Source organism: Microvirga sp. HS2 (genome assembly GCF_055792805.1).
The window spans coordinates 44968-66250 of the sequence record NZ_JBVVAJ010000007.1; the positions used below are offsets into that span (position 1 = coordinate 44968).

At 63.4% G+C, this 21283-nt stretch carries 21 protein-coding genes; 9 read left to right on the top strand and 12 right to left on the bottom strand.

Annotation, left to right across the window (positions count from 1 at the left end):
- The first annotated feature begins 10 nt into the window (after positions 1–10).
- The 5 genes from ACS5Q0_RS08555 (at position 11) to ACS5Q0_RS08575 (ending at position 5743) form a co-directional block, all read left to right on the top strand.
- On the top strand, positions 11–1264 hold the full coding sequence (locus ACS5Q0_RS08555; protein WP_473126195.1) for a M20 family metallo-hydrolase: 1254 nt from the start codon (positions 11–13) through the stop codon (positions 1262–1264).
- 72 nt (positions 1265–1336) lie between these two features.
- The gene (locus ACS5Q0_RS08560) at positions 1337–2839 is read left to right on the top strand and encodes a M81 family metallopeptidase (protein WP_473126196.1); all 1503 of its coding nucleotides are present in this window, start codon (positions 1337–1339) and stop codon (positions 2837–2839) included.
- Positions 2836–3615, top strand: a complete 780-nt coding sequence (locus ACS5Q0_RS08565; protein WP_473126197.1) for a FadR/GntR family transcriptional regulator — start codon at positions 2836–2838, stop codon at positions 3613–3615. Before ACS5Q0_RS08560 ends, ACS5Q0_RS08565 begins: the two co-directional genes overlap by 4 nt.
- 85 nt (positions 3616–3700) lie before the next feature.
- Positions 3701–4147 carry an Lrp/AsnC family transcriptional regulator gene (locus tag ACS5Q0_RS08570; protein WP_473126198.1) on the top strand — a complete coding sequence of 149 codons (447 nt, stop codon included), beginning with the start codon at positions 3701–3703 and terminating at the stop codon, positions 4145–4147.
- A 315-nt stretch (positions 4148–4462) separates the two neighbouring features.
- Complete coding sequence (locus tag ACS5Q0_RS08575; RefSeq protein WP_473126199.1) at positions 4463–5743, top strand: D-amino acid dehydrogenase; 1281 nt, start codon at positions 4463–4465, stop codon at positions 5741–5743.
- A gap of 43 nt (positions 5744–5786) precedes the next feature.
- Here ACS5Q0_RS08575 and ACS5Q0_RS08580 read toward each other — a convergent pair whose 3' ends face one another.
- Positions 5787–6335 carry a cupin domain-containing protein gene (locus ACS5Q0_RS08580; protein WP_473126200.1) on the bottom strand — a complete coding sequence of 183 codons (549 nt, stop codon included), beginning with the start codon at positions 6333–6335 and terminating at the stop codon, positions 5787–5789.
- A gap of 153 nt (positions 6336–6488) precedes the next feature.
- Here ACS5Q0_RS08580 and aptA point away from each other — a divergent pair, with 153 nt between their 5' ends.
- Complete coding sequence (aptA, locus tag ACS5Q0_RS08585; RefSeq protein WP_473126201.1) at positions 6489–7826, top strand: omega-aminotransferase AptA; 1338 nt, start codon at positions 6489–6491, stop codon at positions 7824–7826.
- A gap of 129 nt (positions 7827–7955) precedes the next feature.
- Here the strand turns inward: aptA and ACS5Q0_RS08590 are convergent, their stop codons facing one another.
- A complete protein-coding gene (locus tag ACS5Q0_RS08590) occupies positions 7956–8825 on the bottom strand; it encodes a DMT family transporter (RefSeq protein ID WP_473126333.1) in 870 nt (289 codons plus the stop codon).
- A gap of 221 nt (positions 8826–9046) precedes the next feature.
- Between ACS5Q0_RS08590 and gcvA the strand changes: the two genes are divergently transcribed.
- Positions 9047–9973 carry a transcriptional regulator GcvA gene (gene gcvA / locus ACS5Q0_RS08595; protein ID WP_473126202.1) on the top strand — a complete coding sequence of 309 codons (927 nt, stop codon included), beginning with the start codon at positions 9047–9049 and terminating at the stop codon, positions 9971–9973.
- A 138-nt stretch (positions 9974–10111) separates the two neighbouring features.
- Here the strand turns inward: gcvA and ACS5Q0_RS08600 are convergent, their stop codons facing one another.
- The 9 genes from ACS5Q0_RS08600 to ACS5Q0_RS08640 all read right to left on the bottom strand — a co-directional run bounded on the left by ACS5Q0_RS08600 (position 10112) and on the right by ACS5Q0_RS08640 (position 19655).
- Complete coding sequence (locus tag ACS5Q0_RS08600; protein ID WP_473126203.1) at positions 10112–11053, bottom strand: acetamidase/formamidase family protein; 942 nt, start codon at positions 11051–11053, stop codon at positions 10112–10114.
- A gap of 138 nt (positions 11054–11191) precedes the next feature.
- On the bottom strand, positions 11192–12157 hold the full coding sequence (locus tag ACS5Q0_RS08605) for a tyrosine recombinase (RefSeq protein ID WP_473126204.1): 966 nt from the start codon (positions 12155–12157) through the stop codon (positions 11192–11194).
- A 774-nt stretch (positions 12158–12931) separates the two neighbouring features.
- Positions 12932–13204, bottom strand: coding sequence for a hypothetical protein (locus ACS5Q0_RS08610; protein WP_473126205.1), 273 nt, complete (start codon positions 13202–13204; stop codon positions 12932–12934).
- A gap of 760 nt (positions 13205–13964) precedes the next feature.
- Positions 13965–15878 (bottom strand): nitric oxide reductase activation protein NorD, encoded by a 1914-nt coding sequence (locus ACS5Q0_RS08615; protein ID WP_473126206.1) that lies wholly within the window; start codon positions 15876–15878, stop codon positions 13965–13967.
- A gap of 14 nt (positions 15879–15892) precedes the next feature.
- The gene (locus tag ACS5Q0_RS08620; RefSeq protein ID WP_473126207.1) at positions 15893–16705 is read right to left on the bottom strand and encodes an AAA family ATPase; all 813 of its coding nucleotides are present in this window, start codon (positions 16703–16705) and stop codon (positions 15893–15895) included.
- A 60-nt stretch (positions 16706–16765) separates the two neighbouring features.
- Positions 16766–18112, bottom strand: coding sequence for a cbb3-type cytochrome c oxidase subunit I (locus ACS5Q0_RS08625; RefSeq protein WP_473126208.1), 1347 nt, complete (start codon positions 18110–18112; stop codon positions 16766–16768).
- Positions 18113–18130: 18 nt separating this feature from the next.
- Positions 18131–18583 (bottom strand): c-type cytochrome, encoded by a 453-nt coding sequence (locus ACS5Q0_RS08630; protein WP_473126209.1) that lies wholly within the window; start codon positions 18581–18583, stop codon positions 18131–18133.
- Between the two features lie 225 nt (positions 18584–18808).
- Complete coding sequence (locus tag ACS5Q0_RS08635; RefSeq protein ID WP_473126210.1) at positions 18809–19084, bottom strand: cytochrome C oxidase subunit IV family protein; 276 nt, start codon at positions 19082–19084, stop codon at positions 18809–18811.
- Positions 19085–19088: 4 nt separating this feature from the next.
- Positions 19089–19655: a cytochrome c oxidase subunit 3 family protein gene (locus ACS5Q0_RS08640; protein WP_473126211.1), complete on the bottom strand. Its 567-nt coding sequence runs from the start codon at positions 19653–19655 to the stop codon at positions 19089–19091.
- Positions 19656–19795: 140 nt separating this feature from the next.
- On the opposite strand from ACS5Q0_RS08640, the gene ACS5Q0_RS08645 reads away from it, so the two are divergent.
- Positions 19796–19951, top strand: a complete 156-nt coding sequence (locus ACS5Q0_RS08645; protein WP_473126212.1) for a hypothetical protein — start codon at positions 19796–19798, stop codon at positions 19949–19951.
- Positions 19952–20066: 115 nt separating this feature from the next.
- Here the strand turns inward: ACS5Q0_RS08645 and ACS5Q0_RS08650 are convergent, their stop codons facing one another.
- On the bottom strand, positions 20067–20312 hold the full coding sequence (locus ACS5Q0_RS08650; RefSeq protein WP_473126213.1) for a DUF2249 domain-containing protein: 246 nt from the start codon (positions 20310–20312) through the stop codon (positions 20067–20069).
- Between the two features lie 330 nt (positions 20313–20642).
- Here ACS5Q0_RS08650 and ACS5Q0_RS08655 point away from each other — a divergent pair, with 330 nt between their 5' ends.
- The gene (locus tag ACS5Q0_RS08655; RefSeq protein WP_473126214.1) at positions 20643–20903 is read left to right on the top strand and encodes a DUF1858 domain-containing protein; all 261 of its coding nucleotides are present in this window, start codon (positions 20643–20645) and stop codon (positions 20901–20903) included.
- The last annotated feature ends 380 nt before the right edge of the window (positions 20904–21283 follow it).

The following is a 21283-nucleotide window of genomic DNA, read 5'->3' on the forward strand; positions in this document are numbered from 1 at the left end:
GGTAAACCGAATGATTCCCAATCTTCAGATCGACGCCCAGCGCCTCTGGGACAGCTTGATGGACACCGCCAGGATCGGCGGAACGCCGAAGGGCGGCGTGTCGCGCCTGACACTGACGGAGACCGACCGGCAGGTGCGCGACTGGCTGAAGGATGAATGCGAAAGGCTCGGCTGCACCGTGATGGTGGACGAGGTCGGCAACATGTTCGCCATTCGCCCCGGACGGCGCAACGATCTGCCTCCCATCGCCATCGGCAGCCATCTCGACACGCAGCCCACGGGCGGAAAGTTCGACGGGATCCTCGGGGTGCTCGGCGGCCTGGAGGTTCTCAAAACCTTGCAGGATTCCGGCTACGAGACGAACGCGCCTCTGATGCTGGTGAACTGGACCAACGAGGAGGGTTCGCGCTTCGCGCCCGCGATGCTCGGATCCGGCGTCTATGCGGGCGTCTTCGACCGGGCCTATGCGGACAGCCGGGAGGATCGCCAGGGCGTCACCTTCGGCGACGCCATCGAGGCGATCGGCTATCGGGGCGAAGCCAAGGCCGGATCGATCCCGTTCGGCGCGATGTTCGAGCTGCATATCGAGCAGGGGCCCATCCTCGAACAGGAGGAGAAGGTCATCGGAATCGTCGAAGGCGTGCAGGGCATGCGCTGGTACGAGATCACCGTCACCGGCCGGGAGGCGCATACGGGCTCGACTCCGATGCCCATGCGGCGCGACGCCCTCGTGGGCGCGGCGCGGCTCATCGACCGGATCGAGGGCATCGCGCTGGAGCATGCGCCGTCCGCCGTGGGCTCCGTCGGATTGATCGAGGTGCAGCCCAATTCGCGCAACGTCGTTCCGGGCCAGGTGTTCTTCACGGTGGATTTCCGTCATCCCGAGGACGGCGTCCTCGACGTGATGGAGCAGAAGCTCCAGGCCGCCATCGACGAGATGACCGGCAAAGGACATCTCGCCGTGGAGTCGAAAAAAGTCTGGGAATCGCCCGCCGTGAAATTCGATGCCGGCTGCCTGGCTTCCGTGAGGAAGAGCGCCGAGGCGGCGGGATATCCGGCGCGCGGCATGATTTCGGGCGCGGGCCACGATGCGGCCTACATCGCCCGCGTCGCGCCGACCGCCATGATCTTCGTGCCCTGCGCGGGCGGGCTGAGCCACAACGAGGAAGAGAGCACGTCCTTCGCGGAATGCGCCGCGGGGGCGCAGGTGCTCCTCGGCGCCGTGCTCGATTACGACGGGCGCGGGACGGAACGCCTGAGCTGACAGGCGTCAGTAAGAATCCGGATGCACACAACCCATCGGCGCTGGGCAGCGCCTTTACAAGGATAAACCGGCATGCGCTTCGTCGTCGCCCGCATGAATCACGAAACCAACACGTTCTCGCCGGTGCCGACGCCGCTCGCGTCGTTCAGCCCGCGCTGGGCGCAAGATGCGCTGGAGGCCGGCAACGGCTCCCGCACGGCCATGGGCGCGTTCCTGGCCTTCGCGGAAGCGCGCGGCGCGGAGGTGGTGACGCCGGTCTTCGCCACCGCCAACCCGAGCGGCCCCGTGGCCGACGAGGCTTTCGAAGCCATGGCGGCCGCCATCGTCGAGGCGGTCCGGAACGGATGCGACGCCGTTCTCCTCGATCTCCATGGAGCGATGGTGACGGAGAGTTTCGACGACGGCGAGGGCGAGCTTCTCGCGCGGGTCCGCGCCGTCGCGCCGGATGTGCCGCTCGGCGTCGCCCTCGACCTGCACGGCAACATCACCGAGCGCATGGTCGCGAATGCCGACGTGCTGGTCGGGTTCAAGACCTATCCCCATGTGGACATGCATGAGACCGGCGCCCATGTGGCCCGGCTCATCGGGCGCATGCTCGACGAGGGGCTCGCGCCGAAGCGGGCGTGGTGCCATCCGCCGCAATTGGCCCATACCCTGAAGATGAACACCGGAATTCCCGGCGCCATGCAGGACGCGATCGCGGCCGCGCGACGGGCGGAGGAGCGGCCCGGCGTGCTCGCGGTCAGCGTCTTCGGCGGCTTTCCCATCGCGGATATTCCGGAAGCCGGCGTCTCGGTGATCACGGTCGCGGAAACGTCTGATCTCGCGGCGGAGGTCGCGCGCGAGATGGGCAGGCTTCTGTGGGAGCGCCGCGCCGAGTTCGTCTATCACGAGGAGCCGCTTCGGCAATCGGTCGCCGCGGCGCGCGCCGCGGGCGAGGGCGCGGGGCAGGGGCCCGTGCTTCTGCTCGATCACGGCGACAACTGCATGTCCGGCGGCACCTGCGACACCATGGACGTGCTCGGCGAGGCGCTGGCGCAGGGGCTCGAGGACATCATCGCCGGTCCGATCTGCGATCCGGAAGCTGTCGCGGCGATGATCGCGGCGGGCGTCGGCGCACGGATCGAGATCGGAATCGGCAACCGCGTGGCCATGCCGCGCATCGGCGTCTCCAAGGAACCGCTGCGGCTCGAAGGCGTGGTGCGCGTTCTGGGCGACGGGGAATACACGATCAGCGGGCCGACCTATACGGGCATGCGCTGCTTGATGGGGCGGGCCGCCGTGCTGGATACCGGCCGCGCGCGGGTGCTCGTCACGGAGCTGCCCCACGAGCCGTGGGACCTCGCCGTGTTCACGAGCGTCGGTCTCGATCCCCATGCGTGCCGCACCCTGATCCTGAAATCGCGCATGTATTGCCGCCCCGTTTTCGAGCCCATCGCGAGAGCCGTCATCGAATGCGCGAGCCGCGGGGTGACGAGCTCGGATTATAAGTTATTCCGTTTCGAAAAGCTCGCCCGTCCGGTATACCCTCTCCGGGAAGACATCCCGTGGAGACCTGAGGCGGCTCGACTATGACACACGACAGGGAAAGCGTCCCGGCCCCCGGGCGCGGACGGATGCAGCGCACCAAGCTCTCGGACCAGATAGCCGAGGACCTGAGGCGCTGGATCGCGCGCGAGGGCCTGAAGCCGGGCGACCGGCTGCCCAACGAGAAGACGCTGATGCAGCATTACAGCTGCGCGAAGGGCACGCTCCGCGAGGCGCTCAAGGCCCTGGAGGTGCAGGGCCTCGTGAAGATGCAGACCGGCCCGAACGGCGGCGCGGAGATCCAGCCCGTGTCCATCGACGCGGCGATGCAGCAACTGCGCAGCTATCTCCATTTCCAGGTTCTCGATTTCGAGCAGATCTACGTGCTCCGGCGCAGCCTCGAAGTGTCACTCGCGGAAAGCGTCGTCGGCCGCCTGACGGAGGATCAGCTCAAGCGGCTGGAGGCCAATATCGAGCAATGCGTCGAAGCCCGCGACAGCGGCGACCGGGTCGCGGGCCGCCGGCTCGAGATCGAGTTCCACGACATCCTCTGCGAGAGCTGCGACAATCCCCTGCTCGCCTTCATCTGCCGCTTCTTGAACGGTCTCCTGCGCGACCTCGTCGAATTCCGCAGCGACCGCTACGACGAGCACGAGGCCTTCGGCCAGCACAACGTGACGAGCCACCGCGATCTCGTGGCGGCCTTCCGCGCCAAGGACCGCCGCGCCGTCAGCCGGATCATGCGCGAGCACATGTGCTGCGCGGAAAGTTTCATGCAGCGCCTCGACGCGTCCTTCCGCTCCGATCTGCTGAGCACGACGTGAGATCGCTCGCTTTGCGCCGGCGATGGCGCTATGCGATGACGCCTCTGTGTCGAAGCCGTTCGACGTTACCGATCCTTGAGCCGCCATGGACGCGATAGACCAGCGCATCATCAGCATTCTCCGGGCCGACGGGCGCATCACGAATGCCGACCTCGCCGAGAAGGTCGGGCTGTCTCCCTCGGCGTGCCTGCGCCGGGTGCGGCTTCTCGAGGAAAGCGGGACGATCCGCGGATATTCCGCCCTCATCAACGACAGGACCGCCGCGCCCGAGACCGTCGTCATCGTGCAGATCACCCTGGAGCGCCAGACGGACGAGTATCTCAGGCGCTTCGAGAAGGCCGCCTGCCAATGTCCCGACATCCGGGAGTGCTATCTCATGACCGGGACGTCGGACTACCTTCTGCGCGTGACCGTCCCCGATGCGGCGAGCTACGAGCGCATTCACACCGACGTTCTGTCCTGCCTGCCCGGCGTCGCCCGCATCCAATCGAGCTTCGCGATCCGGGCCGTGATCAAGCCGCCGGACCTTTAGCTTTCAGCCGAAGACACGAGCGGCCGTCCCATGTCCTGCTCGATCTTCCCTTGCGGAAGTTTGCGGGCGCGGCCAACGGCGGAAGAAAGTTCGATTCAATCGAATTTTATGACGGCGAAGCCATGCAAATACGCGAAGTCTGCGACGCTTCGGCAGGATCTTCGCGACGATTTACGTCACCTTAGGTCATCCTTTGAGGTGCCCCCCGTGCCGCTTCTCCGTTCGACGCTTCCTGCCGTGACCCGTTCAGTCCCGCCGTCGACAGCTGCCGGCCGCTCCCACCGTCATTCCATTCCTTCGTGAGGTTCAGGAACCATGCGCGTTCTCGTTCTCGGCAGCGGCGTCGTCGGCGTCACGTCCGCCTATTATCTCGCCAGGCAGGGCCATGAGGTGACGGTGGTGGATCGCCAGCCCGCCGCCGGCATGGAGACGAGCTTTGCCAATGCGGGACAGGTCTCGCCCGGCTATTCCGCGCCCTGGGCCGCTCCGGGCATCCCGGTCAAGGCCATGAAATGGCTCTTGATGAAGCACCGTCCGCTGGTGCTCTGGCCCCGCACCGAGCTGCGCCTCTGGGGCTGGCTCGCCCATATGCTGGCCAATTGCACCGAGGAGGCCTACCGGCGCAACAAGAGCCGGATGGTCAGCTTGGCGGAGTACAGCCGGGATTGCCTGCGCGAGCTGCGGCAGGAGACCGGCATCACCTACGATCATCGGGAGAAGGGGCTGCTCCAGCTCTTCCGCACTCAGAAGCAGCTCGACGGAATCGGCGAGGACACGGCCGTTCTGGACGCCTATGGCGTTCCCTACGAAATCCTGGATCCCACCGGATGCGTCGCTGTCGAACCGGCCCTGGGCCTCGTCAAAGGCAAGGTGGCCGGGGGCTTGCGCCTCCTCGGCGACGAGACCGGTGATGCCCACTTGTTCACGCAGCGTCTCGCCGCGATCGCCGAGGGGCTGGGCGTCAGGTTCCGGTATGGCACGTCCATTCAGAGGCTGCTCACCGAAGGCGACCGGATCTCCGGCGTTCAGGTGAATGGCGGCGAGGTGCTCACCGCCGATACTTATGTGGCGGCCATGGGCAGCTACACGCCCCAGCTGGTGAAGCCCCTGGGGATCCACCTGCCGGTCTACCCGGTGAAGGGCTATTCCCTGACCATGCCCGTCACGAATCCGGACGCGGCGCCCGTCTCCACCGTGATGGACGAGACCTACAAGGTCGGGATCACTCGCCTGGGCGACAGGATCCGGGTCGGCGGCACGGCGGAGCTGGCCGGCTTCAGCCAGCGCCTGCGGGCGCCCCGGCGGGCGACCCTGGAGCATTCGGTCACCGACCTGTTCCCGCAGGGCGGCGACGTCAGGCAGGCGATCTTCTGGACGGGCCTGAGGCCGATGACGCCGGACGGCACCCCCGTGGTGGGCCCCACCCGGTACGGGAACCTTTACACGAACACTGGACACGGCACGCTGGGATGGACCATGGCCTGCGGCTCCGGCCGCGTGCTTGCCGACCTCATCTCCCGCCGGGCGCCGGAGGTGTCCCATACGGACCTCGCGGTCGATCGCTACAGGGACGAGTGGCGGTTCCAGGCCGCCTGAACAGGGCCCTGCCTCTTCAAACCCATCGATCTGACCAAGATGGTCAGAACGTCGGCGGCGTGCAGGCGCTGACGACCTCGCAGGGCACCGGGCCGACACATCGAAAGCGGTGCGGCCTCCAGCTCTCGAAGTAGTAGGCGTCGCCCGGCCCAAGGATCCGCCGCTCGTCGTCGACGGTGACTTCCAGGCGTCCGCTCAGGATGATGCCGCCCTCTTCGCCTTGATGCGTCAGGGGAACCTTGCCGGTATCGGCGCCGGGCTCGTAGCGCTCCTTGAGGATCTGGAGCGCCCGGCCGAACAGGTTGTTGCCGACTTGGCGGAACGAGATCTTGCCCTTCCCGATCTCGACCAGTTCGTCGGAGCGGTAAAAGGCCTGCTTCGGCTTCTCGGGCTCCAGAGCGAAGAATTCCGCCAGCCCGATCGGGATGCCGTCCAGGATACGCTTGAGCGCGCCGACGGAGGGGTTGCTCTGGTTGGACTCGATCAACGAGATCGTCGAATTGGTGATGCCTGCGCGCCTGGCGAGCTCGCGCTGGGACAGGTTATGCAGCCCCCGGACATAGCGCAGCCGACCGCCCAGATCGAATTCCATCTCATCCCCATAAGCCGTGTGTTTCGGTTGTTCGGAATAACACAAACACGCAGATTCCAGGTTAGCAATATCAAGGCATTAGCAGAACAAAGAAAAGGACTTGTTGGGGTCTCCCGCTCATGGCCATGATCCGCCATCGAAAGGATCTCGGACATGTACGCTCCACAGAGACACAACAGCTTCCGGCTCGACAGCTACTGGATGCCCTTCACGGCAAATCGTCAGTTCAAAGCCTCGCCCCGCCTGCTCGCAGGAGCGGAAGGGATGTACTACACGAGCGATGACAACCGTCAGATCCTCGATGGCACGGCGGGCTTGTGGTGCGTGAACGCCGGTCACGGCCGCCGCGAGATCGCCGACGCGGTGGGGCGGCAGCTTTCCACGCTGGATTTTGCCCCCTCGTTCCAGATGGGGCATCCGATTGCCTTCGAGTTCGCCGAGCGTCTTGCCGAGATCGCGCCGGGCGGGCCGAGTGCCGGTCTCGACCGGGTGTTCTTTACCGGGTCCGGCTCGGAATCTGTCGATACGGCTCTGAAGATCGCCATCGCCTATCAGCGCGCCATCGGCCAGGGCACGAGAACGCGCCTGATCGGGCGCGAGCGCGGCTACCACGGCGTCGGCTTCGGTGGCATTTCCGTCGGCGGCATCGTCAACAACCGCCGCGTGTTCCCGCAGCTGCCCGGCGCGGATCACCTGCGGCACACCCATGATCCGGCTCGCAATGCCTTCGTGAAAGGGCAGCCCGAGCACGGCGCCGAACTCGCCGACGATCTCGAGCGCCTCGTCGCCCTCCATGGGGCCGAGACGATCGCTGCCGTCATCGTTGAGCCGGTGGCAGGCTCGACCGGCGTTCTCATTCCGCCGAAGGGCTATCTCGAGCGCCTGAGGGCGATCTGCGACCGCCACGGCATCCTGCTGATCTTCGACGAGGTCATCACGGGCTTCGGGCGTCTCGGCGCACCGTTCGCCGTCGATTACTTCGGCGTCATTCCGGATCTCGTGACCACGGCCAAGGGCCTGACCAACGGCGCCATTCCCATGGGAGCCGTATTCGCCAGCCGGAAGGTTCACGATGCGCTGATGCACGGACCCGAAAGCCAGATCGAGCTGTTCCACGGCTATACGTATTCGGGCCATCCGGCCGCCTGCGCCGCGGGCCTGGCGACGCTCTCCATCTATCGCGAGGAAGACTTGCTCACCCGGGCATCCGAGATCGAGAGCTACTGGCACGATGCGATCCATAGCCTGAAGGGACTGCCGCATGTCGCCGACATCCGGACCATCGGTCTCATCGCGGGGATCGAGCTGGAAAGCCGCGCGGGCGCTCCGGGAGGCCGAGCGTACGATGCCTTCGTCGACTGCTTCGAGAAAGGCCTGTTGATCCGCGTCACCGGCGACATCATTGCTCTGTCGCCTCCGCTGATCATCGAGACCTCTCAGGTCGATGCCCTCATCGAGACGTTGTCTGGAGCCTTGAAGCGGGTCGCCTGATTCCGCCAGCGGCGATCAGGAACAAGATCGCCGGCAACAAAGCGCTGCCGTCCCCGGTTCGCGGGGCGGCGGCCATCGGATAGAGAGATCGGGCAAGATTCATATCCAAAGGGCGTGCCCCCGTCGCGCTCACCGCGGAATCGCTTGGCCCGCCTTCCTGCCGGAGCTCATGGTCAGCGCGAGACCGCCCAGGACCAGGATGACGCCGACAATAAAGAGAGGCCCCATCCTGTCGCCGAACATCGCAGATGAAGCGGCGACGCCGATGACCGGCTGAAGGTACTGAACGCTCGCCGCGATCCGGGCCGGGACGACGCGCAGGATTTTCAGCCACAGGAACAGGCCTGCAACCGTCACTGCAAGACCGAGATAGGCTGCGACCGCCAGGGCCTGGCCTGTGATCTGGATCGGAACGAGCCACATTTCCCAGCCCGCCCAGGGCAGCAATGCGATGAAGCCGAACAAAGTGCTCCAGGCCGCCACGGCGACGGCGCCGTATTGCTCGGTGAGTTCGACGCTCCAGACGTAATAGAACGCGATCGTCAGTGCGGACAGCAGCACCCAGGCTGCGCCGCTCACACTGGAATCGAACAGGCCCGTCGCTCCCTCCCCATGCCCCAGCGCAACCAGCGCAATGCCGCCGAAGGCCGCCAGCAACCCCAATTTCTGCCGGCCCGATACGGCTTGCTTGAGGCGAAACGCGGCGAAAACCACGATGAAGACCGGAATGGTGGCCGAGATGATGGTGCCGACCGAGGCCGAGGTACCGGCCACACCGAAGGTCTGGGCGACCTGGCCCACGCCGATGCCCAATACCCCGAGTGCGGCAAGGCGGGACAGAGCCTGCCGCGGCAGTCGCTGCCTGCCGAGGACAAGGAGCATCAACAGGGGCACGGCGACGGCGAAGCGCAGCGCGGTCAGCGTCAATGGCGGCAGCGTCAGCAGGCCGAGCTTCGTGACGGGGATGGACAGTCCCCACATCACGGCGAGCAGCAGCATGGCGGCAAAGCTGCGCACGGAGGGCGCCACGTTATGGTGCGCGATGGGCGAAATAGAGGGATTCGGAGGGGTGCCCGCTGCGCTGTGGCTCGACATGGAACAGGCCTGCGTGAAAAGAGGCGCCGCTATTGCGGCTTTCCCAAGTGCTAGGCCTGCCGGTGCCGGCTGACAAACCATTTGTTCTCACGTAACATGTGAGCCAAACTCACACGTAAGGCGCTATGTTCGATCGGCTTCCCCCTCTGCAGACCCTGCGCGCTTTCGAGGCGACCGGACGCCTCTTGAGCATGACTCTGGCCGCCCAGGAACTGCACGTGACCCACGGCGCGGTGAGCCGGCACATCAAGTCCCTCGAAGATTATCTTGGCGTTGCCTTGTTTCGGCGCATGACCCGGAGGATCGTCCTGACCGACGAGGGGGCCGAATTCCTTTTTGTCGTGACCCGCCTGCTGGGAGAACTGACGCGGGAGGCCGAGCGTCTCCGTGGACCGAAAAGCGCAGAGCGATTGATCATCAGCACGGGGATCTCATTCGCGAGCAAGTGGCTGGGACCACGCCTGCATCGCCTGATAGCCCGCAACCCCGAACTCGATGTTCATCTCGACATCACCGATACGGACGTTGATCTGAACAATGGCCAGGTCGATGCGGCGGTGCGCTACGGCAGTGGACGCTATCCGCACGTCGTCGCGGAGCGGATTCTGGAAGAAACCCTCACGCCGGTGTGCAGCCCGGCCTATCGGACGGACATGGGTGGCTTGCCGTCGGTCGAGAGCCTTGCCTCGTGCAGGCTGCTGCACGAAGACCGTCTGCTCTACGAAGACCGCTGGCTGGCCAATTGGGAGCGATGGTTTGCCATGGCCGGGGTCGATGACGTCTCCAGCGGTCGAGGCCCGATCTACAGTCACGGCAGCATGGTCATCGAGGCAGCCATTCGCGGGGAGGGCGTGGCGCTCGGGCGCAGCGCATTGGTGGCGGAGGACATCGCCGCAGGACGTTTGATAGCACTTTTCCCGCAGCTTCGACTCAAGTCCGAACGCGGCTACGACCTTGTCTATCGTCCGGACAATCGGGAGCACCCCAAGGTCTGTGCCGTGCGCGACTGGCTGGCCGACGAAATTCGGCAGTTTCTCGCAAACGCCGGATAGACGAGGATGGCCCTCCGTGGTGACGGGACGACCGCGAAGAGCGGCGTCTGACCTTCTTCCCCAACGGCATGTTCAACCGAAACGGATCGTCGACGGCCATTCGAAGGGCCGCATCGAGATCATTCACATGATGCGGCTTCACCCTTCCAGGAGCCGCTTTTCCAGCATGCAGTGCACACCTTTGTGCTGGTTGACCATCTGTGTCACGCGCAGATCGGCTGCGATACTGCACAGAGCATAGGCGTCCTCGCGAGAGAGGCCGCGGCGCTCCACGATCAGCGCGATCATGTTTCGCAGCGCCCGCTCGACGCATCTGTCGAGATCCGGGTCCATCCCGAACGTCAGGACGTGGGTGGGCGTTTCGGCGCATGGATAGGTATAGGGTAGGTCCTTGCGGACCAGGAGCTCGAAAGTGCCGGACAGGGCGGTCTCGATCGCCGTGTCGTTCACCTCACCGTCCCCTTGCGCGGCATGGCCGTCGCCACAGGAGAACAGGGCACCGGGAACGAAGACAGGAAGAAACAACGACGCCCCGGGTGTGAGTTCCTTGTTGTCCAGATTGCCGCCGAACGCGCGCGGGACGACCGACGTGCAGCGATTCCACTCCGGTGGCGGCGCGACGCCCATCACGCCGAAGAATGGGCGTAGCGGAAGCTCTAGGCCCCAGGGAAGACGCCCGACGAGGCGATCCTGGTCAAGGGGGATGTGCATGAGGTGATGGGCTGCGAAATCGTCCGGTAGAGTGCCCGCGAGGGGGCTGCTGAAGTTATAGCCCCAATCCTGGCGGAGCTTGATGTCCAGGATGCGAATTTCCAGCACATCGCCCGGTTCCGCGCCCTCGATGGCGACAGGGCCGGTCAGAATATGGGGGCCGAACGGCAATCCCGGTTCGGCCGCATGGATGGCAAGAAGCTCAGGAGGCACATGAAAGCCTTGCGGCGGCAGGACATTCGGGCCTCCGCTCACCGTATCGATCGTGACCCGATCGCCACTGCGGATGGTCAGGGCAGCCGGCTGTCGGGCATCGAAGTAGCCCCAGTGGCAAGTCTCGGGGGAGGCGATAAGGTGATGCTGGGCCATTCGGATTTCTCAACAGCGCATTGATGGCTGCTTCTGGAGGAGAGAAACGATGTTGTCGAGTTCCGTCCTGCTGCAAGGCAGGCTGAAGGATTGGAACGGCAATCACGATCCAGTCTCGGAGCGGGATGCTCCTGCTGTTCAGACCGTGCTCCCGGGCTCATCCTGCTCCTGCACGTTGAGGGGGTGAAGATCCCGGACCATCTGATTGAGGCGGGACGTATCGAGATGGGTATAGATCTGGGTCGTCTCGATGACAGCGTGGCCCAGAAGCTCCTGCAACACCCTCAGATCGACGCCGCCAGCGTGCATGTGGGTGGCAAAGGCATGGCGCAGGACATGAGGGGACACGCGGTCCGGGCTGGCGAGCCCTGCCGCCGCTGCGGCGGCCTTGATTTCGAGGAGGGCGGCCTGGCGCGTCAGGGCCTTGGCGCCGTTCCTGACCGAGTGGAACAGCCAGGGGGATGGCTCCCCTCCCGAATAGGCCGCAGACAGCTTCCGCCAGTGGGCGATGGCTTCCACGGCGCGGGGATGAAGGGGGACGAGGCGCTGCTTGTCGCCCTTACCGCGGACCATCAGCATCCGGGTGCCGGGACGAGCCGCGTCGGAGGGCAGGGACAGCGCCTCGCTGATGCGCATGCCGGAGGCGTAGAGCGTCTCGAACAGGGCGGCGCGGCGCGCATATCCGGCCTGGCGGTAAAGACCGACCGACGGGTCGGCGGCGAGCGCGTGGGCCGTTTCCAGCAGAGCCTCGGTCTCGCCGATTGAGAGAACGAAGGGCAGCTTCCGCGACCGCTTCATGGCCGAGAGGGTGGCGGTCGGATCGCGGGAGCCAAGCTCCTCGGCCATCAGGAAACGGTGAAGTCCCCGGACCACCGTGATGCGACGGGCGATGGTCGATCCGGCGTACCCGCGCTGATCGAGAGCGGCGATGTAGGTGCGAACCTGTTCCGGGCCGACATCGACGAGCACGAGCTTGTGCTCGTCGAGCCACGCCAGATAGCAGTTGAGATCGTCGGTGTAGGTCTCAATCGTGCCCATCGATGCGCCGATCTCGGTCGCAAGCGCATCCAGCCACAATTGGGCGAGCCGTTGATTGGGATGCATGGGATCCTCCTCGTCGAGAGGATCTTTGCGCAGCACCGGTTAAAGGCTTCTTGTCAAAATCTTTGCTGAGAGCCGATATAAAGGTCAGGTGAATTGGGTGCCGAAGTGTGAAATCCTTTATACGCAAAGGGTTTGCTCTCGCAGGCTGAATGATCCTGCCCGCAGTTACCCGAGCCCGGCAGACCCGTGCGAGATCAAATGAAGCTGGGTTCACGATGAGGCGCAGGGGAAGATTTGCGAGCAGCATAATGGGATGCTTAAGGGCCTGAGCTACAGGACACTGCGTGAGGTCCAAATGCGTTCGCTGAGTTCGAAACTGCCCGACTTGCACACGCTGACCGGTTCCGAGCCTTTCCATCACCTCAGGGAACCGTGTACTCCCTCGGAGTACCCACACAGAGATGTGCCAACTACCCCGCAAGCCCGCGGTACACTGATTGCCGCCTGAACGATCGAATCGGTATCCTGCCTGTCAGAATCAGAATATCGGCAGGGTTATCATGTCGACCAAACGCTCTCCCTTGGCGCAAAATCACTTCAAGAAATCATCTTCAGAGAGGATGATCACTGAACGCGATCTAAAAATACTTTGGATATCACGCACATTAACAAACATGGATTACCAGTGCAGTGAGGAGATCCTGAACCTTGATTGCTGCGATCTCGAGATCGAGCAGAAGAGTTTTATCAAGGCTCAGTTGCTCCGGAAGTATCGGGAACGGCGCGCTCCCTATCAGAAACTCCTAGAGAGCCTCTAAAGCGTCGGATGCTGAGTCAAACTCGGCCGCGCCGTTTGTTTTGTGGTTTTGCCATCATCTGCCGCATTGCTTCTTCGGCTTGCGCTCTGGCTTCATCATCATGACTGAGGTTGCGCACCTCAGACGGTTCCTCTTCCTGATGCAAACCATTCTTGCGCGCCCTCCACTGCTTCGCCTGAGCAGCATTGGCCGCCGCACTGGCCAGCCTCTCCAGCCGATCCAGTTGTGGCGTGCTGGGCTTCCCGTTGGTTTCTGCGTTTTCGTCCTCGTGTTCTGGACGTTTGGTCATGTGCTCACTTCCTCAAAATGAATGGCGCAGGTTGCGCGAGATCCTTCCCTGCTGTCATTGCAGGAGATATCGGTTAACTTCGCCTTAACCATGAAGGTCCGAGGTATGCCGATGGGAAAAATCCTTCATGGCCTCATAGCCGCCGCCATCCTCGGAGGTCCAGCCTCGATCATCCTTGCGCATCAGAGGCTTACGCAGACATCACCGGAAATCTCCACTCCTGTGGATGTCACAACGTTTGTCCAACAGGCCGCTTCCCGGTGCTCGGAATCGTCGCAACCTGGGAGGCCATCCCAATGCAGTGACGACATCCGGACCTTTGAGCCGTGTGCAACCCGCAAGAGCGATTGTGATTCTCGCTCAGTCCATCAGGCCTTTCCTAAGCAGAATGCCTCTCCTGCCTTAGGGGAAAACCTGCAGACAATAAGGCTACGTTGACGCCCCGCAGTCCCGCGATGATCAGATCGGCTTAGCTTATCTCGCGTTCGCTTGGACCGATTAAGGCAAGAGCGCAAACGAAAAATTATAGCCTGGTTTGAATGCATGCCAATTTTCTAGGCATGGTTGGTGGAAAAAAATCAGACCAACTCGACCTGTTTGGCGGCAGAAAATACGGCGAGGCAAAGAGAACAGCTGATTCTACGCTCGTGGAAACGGCTCCAGCATCGGCCATGAGATCGGATCCATATCCAAGGCCTCAGGCTTTTGATTTTGAGTATCTTTTCACGCGACGCAGATGCCCAGTCTTGTGTCCGCTGCATTAGCGAACGAGGTGGCGGTAGATCGCCGGCAGCGCCGAGGGCAGTTTCGCCACTTGGCCGATGATGGCGTAGCCGCCCCGGCCGAAGAGGGTAGGAAAATACGATTGCGCCTGCTGGTCGACCGTCACCCCAAAGACGGTCACGCCCGCTCTCCGGGCCTCGATGACCGCCCGGCGGGTGTCCTCGATGCCGAAGCGGCCCTCGTAATAGTCGACGTCGTTCGGCTTGCCGTCGGTCAGCACCAGCAGCAGCTTCTGCCGGTTCGGGCGATCGGACAGTTTGGCCGTGGCATGGCGGATGCCGGTGCCGATGCGGGTGTAGTAGCCGGGCTTCAGCGCCGAGATGCGCCGCACTACCGTCTGGCTCAGGGGTTCGTCGAAGTCCTTCACGGTCTCGACCCTCACCCAGGAGCGGCGGCGGGAGGTGAAGGTCAGGATGGAGTGGGTGTCACCGCAGGCCGCCATGCCGTGCGCCAGCACCATCAGCGCCTCCTTCTCCACATCGAGCACGCGCCTGTTGTCGACCCAGGCATCGGTCGACAACGAGACGTCCACCAGCAGCGTCACGGCCAAGTCATGGGCCTGCCGCTTGCTGGCGAGGTGAACGCGCTCCGAGCCACAGCCGCCGGACAGCAGGTCGCTGCGGGCGCGCACGAGAGCATCGATGTCGAGTTCCTCGCCATCCGGCTGCGCCCGCAGGATCTCGTGCTTCGGCCGCAGCGCCTCGAACTGCCGGCGCACGCGCCGGATCATCCGGTGGGCCTCGTCGTCCGCCTCCCAGGCTTCGCCCTGTTCCGAGGCAGGGGCAGCGAGCACCCGGCAGTGGTTCGGCAGGTAGGCCTTGCGGGTATAGTCCCACTCCGGATAGGTCAGCTCGGCGGTGAGGGCGGTGGTGTCGACCGCCTCGGGCGGGAGGTCGAGGTCGAACTTGAGCCGGGTCGCCGGCTTTCCCTTGTGCTGGGAGAGCGGGATCTCCTCCATTTCATCCAGCGCCTTTTCGGCGTTCTCGTCTTCGTCATCGTTGGAAGGACGGTTGACATTGACCATCTCGGCCATCGCCAGGATCTTCTCGAACCTGTTCAGGATGAACGGGTCGCTGCGCCGGGTCTGGTCCGCCTCGCGCCGTGCGGCGAAGCGCTTGCGGGTGTCAGACGCGGCAAGATTGCCCGGAGCCGCCGGATCATCGCTGTTGCGGTTCGGCGCGCCGATCTCACGAACCCAGGTGTCGCCCCAGAGAGGGACGGGGAGAAAGGGCTGATAGCCCGCAGGGGCCTGACGCGGCAGGGCTGCGTCACCGGCTTCCATATCCCAAAGCGCAGGCGGCGCGACCTTCGTGTCTCCTAGGAGCGAGAGCACGATCTGCTCAATTCGACTCTCCATGGCGGGAAGGGGGCGGATCGGACGCGCATCGCGCATCGCGGCGCAAAGCCGCTCGTAGACGGTCTCGAGGCCAGGACACTCCGCCAGAATGGCGCGGGTCGTCTCCTGCACCCGCCTCAGGATCAGGACATCGCGGCGCAGAAGATCGGCTTCGATGATCGGGTCCGTAGGGACATAAGCGAAATAGGCTGCAAGCCAGAGATAGAGCGACCGATTCAATGCACGCGAAGGGAAGATCTCGATCTTCGGCGGCAGGAACAGGGTGGCCGTGTCGCGCCCCGGCTGCTCCAGCCTCTCTTCCGCGATCCCGATGCGTTGACGGAAGTTCAGCCGATGGGACGACGCACGGGATGCCATTCCCGCCAACTGCACCCCGGCTTCGCCCCCGAGGCCGCGAAAGACGACGGCGAGATATCCGCGGACCTCGTCAAGAGAGACACCATGCTCGGGATGACGCGGATAGGTGACGGCACGTCCGACAAGCCGGTGCCAGAGCTGGCCGACGGTCTCTTCGAGTTCAAGAAAGTCGAGCATGGCGGTTCTCTGGATCAGGCAAGCGTGGCGCAGGCCACTTCGACGAGAGCCTTCTTGACGTCGGCGTCATCGGTCAGCGGCTCGATCATGGAAGCCGTCACGGCTTCTTCCGGCGAGACGCCGGCGGCGATCAGCGAGGCGCCGTAGACGAGGAGGCGCGTCGAGACGCCTTCCTCCAGGTCTTGTCCCTTGAGCGCTCGCAGGCGGCGGGCCAGGACCAGGAGCGGACGCACACGCTCTGCCGACAGGCCGCTCTCGGCCGCAACGACGGCAATCTCGTGGTCCATGGGGAGAAAGTCGAACTCGATGGCGACGAAGCGCTGGCGCGTGGACGGCTTCAGGGACTTGAGCAGGGTCTGGTAGCCGGGATTGTACGACACGACCAGCATGAAGGAATCCGGCGCCTGAAGTTCTTCGCCGGTCCGATCGAGCGGCAGAATGCGCCGGTCGTCGGTGAGCGGATGGAGCACGACGGTCACGTCCTTGCGCGCTTCCACGATCTCGTCGAGATAGCAGATGCCGCCTTCCCGCACGGCGCGAGTGAGAGGGCCGTCGGCCCAAACCGTGTCGCCGCCCTTGAGAAGATAGCGACCGGTGAGATCGGCGGCCGTGAGATCGTCATGGCAGGAGACGGTATGGAGCGGAAGACCGAGTTTCGTCGCCATATGCGCCACAAATCGGGTTTTGCCGCAGCCCGTCGGACCTTTCAGAAGCAGCGGCAGGCGCTTGCGCCATGCGAGTTCGAAAAGAGCGCACTCATTTCCGGCGGGCACGTAATAGGGCAGTTCGACGGCAGGCTCGGGAATTGCTTGCAGAAGAGGCTTCATCGGTCAAATCCTCATGAAAGGGAAGTCGGGGCGGTCTTCAGACAGCCGCCCCGATCAGGCTCACTCGGCAGGCTGCAGGTTCTGGGCCAGGCGCGACGGCGTCTCGCGCCCAGGAACCAGCACGGCGTAGAAGAACATCAGCGCCGAGATCAGGACGAAGACGCCCGAGCCGAGGCGGATCCAGTAGAACAGTGCCAGCTGATCCTGGACTTCCATGTACGATTGGCCGAGCACGCGCTGCAGGTGGACCTGGATGACGCCTGCGAAGGTGAGCGCAAAGGTCATCACCGACATCGCCGTGCACATGATCCAGAAGCTCACGATGCTCAGCATCTGGTTGTAGGGATTGCGTCCGAGAATCTGCGGCATCGCATAGGCCATGACGGCGAGGTTGAGCATCACGTAGGCGCCGAAGAAGGCGAGGTGGCCGTGCGCGGCGGTGACCTGCGTGCCGTGGGTGTAGTAGTTCACCGACGACAGAGTGTGCAGGAAGCCCCAGACGCCGGCGCCGAAGAACGCCATGACCGAGCAGCCGATGGACCACAGGAGCGCCGCGCGGTTCGGGTGACGGCGGCCCGCCTTCCAGGTCATCTGCACGGTGAAGACGACCATGGTGAAGAACGGAGCAACCTCGAGCGTCGAGAAGAGCGAGCCGATCCACTGCCAGTAGCCGGGAGCGCCGATCCAGTAGAAGTGGTGGCCCGTGCCGAGAATGCCGGAGAACAACGCCATGCCGACGATGACATAGAGCCACTTCTCCACCACCTCGCGGTCGATCCCGTTGAGCTTGATCATCAGGAAGGCGAGGACGGACGCCATGATCAGCTCCCACACGCCTTCGACCCAGAGGTGCACGATGTACCACCAATACATCTTGTCCACGGCGAGATTCGACGGATTATAGAAGGAGAACAGGAAGAAGATCGCAACGCCCCACAACCCGAACAGCAGGATGTTGGTGACGACCGTCTTGCGCCCTTTCAGCACAGTCATGGTGATGTTGAACAGGAACATCAGGCAGACGACGACAATGCCGACCTTGATGATGAAGGGCTGCTCGAGAAACTCGCGGCCCTCATGGATCTTGAACATGTAGCCGACGACTGCGATGCCCGCGGCGATGAAGAACATCCAGAACTGGACCTTCGCGAGAAGCGGACTGAAGAGTTCGGTCTCGGTCTCCTCCGGGATCAGGTAGTAGGTTGCGCCCATGAACCCGATCAGAAGCCACACGATCAGAGCGTTGGTGTGGATCATTCGCACGATGTTGAAGGGCAGTAGTTCCGAGAGCGTGTTGGGCAGAACATAGATCGTACCGGCGAGGACACCGAACAGAACCTGCGCCAGGAACAGGGCCAGCGCTCCATAGAAATAGAGCAGGGCCACCTTTTGGGTTTGGTACTTCATGATTTAAGGCTCCTGGTCTCAGCCGGCTTTGTTGGGCGGCCAGTTCTGGGTCTTGATGCGGCTGGTCCATTCGAGGAAATCGGCGAGATCGTCGAGTTCCTGGTCGGTCAGGTTGAACTGCGGCATCTGCCGCCGCCCTTCGATGCCGGTCGGCTGCGCCGCCATCCAGGCCTTGAGTGTCTCGCGGGCTCCGGCCGGATCTTCCTTGCCGCCCCAGCGGTCCCAGATATTGCCGAGTTCCGGCGCGAAATAGGCTCCTTCGCCCAGGATCGAATGGCAATTGATGCAGGAATTCTTCTCCCACACGTGCTTGCCGCGCGCGACGGAATTGGACAAGGTTGAGACATCGGTCGACGTCGTGTTCATGTAGTAGTGACTGTGGGCGGTCAGGCCCACGAAAATGGCGAAGAAGAAGAACGAGCCCCCGTAGAACACGTTTCTCGCCGCGGATTTGGTGAGGACTTCGGCCATCACGCGATCCTTTCTGTTGAGGCGGTAGGTGACAGGCGCGGCTCACGCCGCGGGCGCGTGGGTGTCATGGCGGACTTCGCGAATGGAGGGCTGAGTGATCGGAGCTGGACATGGAAACGGGCCCTGGGTTCGTGTCAGGCACCGGATGGTGCGGTCCCATTTCTGATGACAGGAGCGTCTCGATCCCTCTTTGCTCTAGAGCAAGCCCGGCAGAGAATGGCCGCTTCAGCCCCATAGCAACGGAAGAGCGGCGGTCGCCCAGGGAACGACGGTGACCAGCGCCAACCAGCAGAGAAACAGACCCCTCCATCCTCGTGGAACGCTGCGGAGTTTGAGGAAATCCAGCAGCATCCATCGTCCCTTGGCAAAGGCGGCGGCGAGGATCAGTCCATTGACGATCGATCCGGAAAGACCTGAATGGCTCGCGGCGAGACTGAAGAACGTGAATAGGACAAGAACGCTCCAGGCCCGGGTGACGCGACGCGCGGCGGTCTGTGCCATGACTTTATCCAATCAGATAGACGAGCGGGTACATCACGACCCAGACGAGATCGACCATGTGCCAGAAGGCCGTACCGGTCTTCAAGTTCTCGGGGCTATCCGAGAATGCGACGGCGGCAAGGATGACAATCCCCAGCACCACGTGAAGGAGGTGGAATCCGGTCAGAAGGAAATAGAGCGTGAAGAACGTGTCGGTCTCCAGGCCGATGCCGGCTTGGGCCTTCGCGATGTACTCGGCGAGCTTGATGGCGATGAACACGAACCCCAGCGCCATGGCTCCTCCAAGCTGCAGCCGCGCAGTTCTGCGCCGCCCCACAGTCCGAGCCTCGACCGCCAGGGCGGCGAGCCAGCCGCTGGTGATCAGCACGAGAGTGTTGACGCCGCCGAGAACGGGATTGAGCTGCGCTCGGCCAGCAGCGAAGATGTCGGCATGAACCGCCTGCGTCACAGCGAAGGTCACGAACAGGAGCCCGAAGGTTACGACCTCGGTCAGGATGAGCACCCACATCATCGGGTGTCCGGGTAGATCCGAGAGGGCCCCCCAGGGGCGGTCTTCTGACGCAGCGTTCATCTCACTTCCGGCTCGGCGGATCTGTCGATAGCGCCTCGTACCGCCGGAGGTCGTGGTTTTCGTTGCTCTGGCACAAACAGGTTCCGTGCATTCTCAGGCATAGAGATTGCGCACCGATGCGATCACAGGAGAGCCTTTCGATGAGCGACGCCCAAGTTGGTTTGGTGATGGCGACACCTCTCATTATCATCTTTGCAATCATGCTCTATCGGATGGGTGTATTGCGCCCGACCGGCACCATAGCGGCCGTGACATTGTCGATCGTGATCGCACTCGGCCTGTTCCTCACCCAGTGAAAGTCGAACCGCGAGGAGCCGCCGATAGTGTCGTGAGAGATGCGTCGGATGTCGGCGGATAGAGGAAGGTGTGGAGCGGTGATCGACTCCACCCTTGGCCTGCTGCCGGACTTCCTCAGGCGGCGCGACTGATGCGAACCCGCCAGAGGTCTGGTCCCTCTTCCTGATAGTCCCACCCGAACTCGCCCGGCCTCTGGACATTGAACTGGTAGAACAGCGGCCGGGGGTCGTGATCGTTGACGAGCACGAAGGCCTCGCCCGGGACGAGCTGGTCAAAGGTATTGAAGATCAACGGATGGCGCATCCGTGGCATGATCTGACGGACATCGATGACAGTTTCGGTGACATTGCAACTGCACATTGGACATCATTCCTCAGTAAGGGGCTGCGAATTCTTCGCTGCGGTCGAGATAACGGCCGGGCTCCTGACAGGCGTCTGGCCAGTTGAGCATCGAGGCGGAACAGGTCCTCAAAGCGGATGCGCAAGGCATCCCAGCGGTCCTCATTCTCCGCCTCGATACCGGGACCTTGACCGGACGAGGCGCGGTCTTCTTTGCCCTGCCTCAAACAAACGCGAAGTTCGGGCAGACCTCACTCAGTTTCTTGTCGCTGCGCAAAGAGCATCGGCCATCAGCCTGATAGTTTGGGGCAACGCACGACCCGAGCCATCAATGCCAGCTTGGAGGCGATCATGCCTGTTCAACCTACCCAGCTCGTCGATGACGTCATGCGGCAATGGCCTTCGACGATCCGTGTCTTTCTGAACCACAACATGCGATGTGTTGGCTGCCCGATCGGCTGCTTTCATACGGTGAACGACGCTTGCCGCGAGCACAGTATGGATAGCACGATATTCCTGGCCGATCTGGAGGCCGCCATCGCGTGGGGATCGGCCTCTGCGGCCGAGCCGGAGCAAGAGGCCACTGCTGCCGTTCGGCGCGCGGACCCGTGAGGGTCGAAGCACCTCACCTCATCAGCCCCGGCACCCTCTGGCCGCTTGCGCCAGAGGGTGCCGTTTGCGCCAGATCAAAGCGGGCGACCTGTAAACCTGCGCATTCTTCAGGGCAGCAGGGAGGATCTCATGTGCCTTGAGCTATGGGATACGGGTGGGCGACCGTCCAGCGGACTGGCCGACAATCCATCAGCGAGCATCGGTCAGTGGGAGGACGCTGCAAAGGATGCGGCTAATGAGCCGATACGAGGCGTGGTCCTCGGATGCTCCGGATGTGCCGAGGTCGGCTATTGCCGCCGTGGGCTGGATGAGACGGCGGCTCCTAGACCGCCGGAGACATGAGCCGCCCGCCTGAAACGTAGCCTGCCCATTGATCCGAG

Excerpts from the sequence above, each read along its gene's own strand:
- ACS5Q0_RS08555 (WP_473126195.1), top strand. The coding sequence starts at position 11 with ATGATTCCCAATCTTCAGATCGACGCCCAGCGCCTCTGGGACAGCTTG.
- ACS5Q0_RS08560 (WP_473126196.1), top strand. The coding sequence starts at position 1,337 with ATGCGCTTCGTCGTCGCCCGCATGAATCACGAAACCAACACGTTCTCG.
- ACS5Q0_RS08565 (WP_473126197.1), top strand. The coding sequence starts at position 2,836 with ATGACACACGACAGGGAAAGCGTCCCGGCCCCCGGGCGCGGACGGATG.
- ACS5Q0_RS08570 (WP_473126198.1), top strand. The coding sequence starts at position 3,701 with ATGGACGCGATAGACCAGCGCATCATCAGCATTCTCCGGGCCGACGGG.
- ACS5Q0_RS08575 (WP_473126199.1), top strand. The coding sequence starts at position 4,463 with ATGCGCGTTCTCGTTCTCGGCAGCGGCGTCGTCGGCGTCACGTCCGCC.
- ACS5Q0_RS08580 (WP_473126200.1), bottom strand. The coding sequence starts at position 6,335 with ATGGAATTCGATCTGGGCGGTCGGCTGCGCTATGTCCGGGGGCTGCAT.
- aptA (WP_473126201.1), top strand. The coding sequence starts at position 6,489 with ATGTACGCTCCACAGAGACACAACAGCTTCCGGCTCGACAGCTACTGG.
- ACS5Q0_RS08590 (WP_473126333.1), bottom strand. The coding sequence starts at position 8,825 with ATGCTGCTGCTCGCCGTGATGTGGGGACTGTCCATCCCCGTCACGAAG.
- gcvA (WP_473126202.1), top strand. The coding sequence starts at position 9,047 with ATGTTCGATCGGCTTCCCCCTCTGCAGACCCTGCGCGCTTTCGAGGCG.
- ACS5Q0_RS08600 (WP_473126203.1), bottom strand. The coding sequence starts at position 11,053 with ATGGCCCAGCATCACCTTATCGCCTCCCCCGAGACTTGCCACTGGGGC.
- ACS5Q0_RS08605 (WP_473126204.1), bottom strand. The coding sequence starts at position 12,157 with ATGCATCCCAATCAACGGCTCGCCCAATTGTGGCTGGATGCGCTTGCG.
- ACS5Q0_RS08610 (WP_473126205.1), bottom strand. The coding sequence starts at position 13,204 with ATGACCAAACGTCCAGAACACGAGGACGAAAACGCAGAAACCAACGGG.
- ACS5Q0_RS08615 (WP_473126206.1), bottom strand. The coding sequence starts at position 15,878 with ATGCTCGACTTTCTTGAACTCGAAGAGACCGTCGGCCAGCTCTGGCAC.
- ACS5Q0_RS08620 (WP_473126207.1), bottom strand. The coding sequence starts at position 16,705 with ATGAAGCCTCTTCTGCAAGCAATTCCCGAGCCTGCCGTCGAACTGCCC.
- ACS5Q0_RS08625 (WP_473126208.1), bottom strand. The coding sequence starts at position 18,112 with ATGAAGTACCAAACCCAAAAGGTGGCCCTGCTCTATTTCTATGGAGCG.
- ACS5Q0_RS08630 (WP_473126209.1), bottom strand. The coding sequence starts at position 18,583 with ATGGCCGAAGTCCTCACCAAATCCGCGGCGAGAAACGTGTTCTACGGG.
- ACS5Q0_RS08635 (WP_473126210.1), bottom strand. The coding sequence starts at position 19,084 with ATGGCACAGACCGCCGCGCGTCGCGTCACCCGGGCCTGGAGCGTTCTT.
- ACS5Q0_RS08640 (WP_473126211.1), bottom strand. The coding sequence starts at position 19,655 with ATGAACGCTGCGTCAGAAGACCGCCCCTGGGGGGCCCTCTCGGATCTA.
- ACS5Q0_RS08645 (WP_473126212.1), top strand. The coding sequence starts at position 19,796 with ATGAGCGACGCCCAAGTTGGTTTGGTGATGGCGACACCTCTCATTATC.
- ACS5Q0_RS08650 (WP_473126213.1), bottom strand. The coding sequence starts at position 20,312 with ATGTGCAGTTGCAATGTCACCGAAACTGTCATCGATGTCCGTCAGATC.
- ACS5Q0_RS08655 (WP_473126214.1), top strand. The coding sequence starts at position 20,643 with ATGCCTGTTCAACCTACCCAGCTCGTCGATGACGTCATGCGGCAATGG.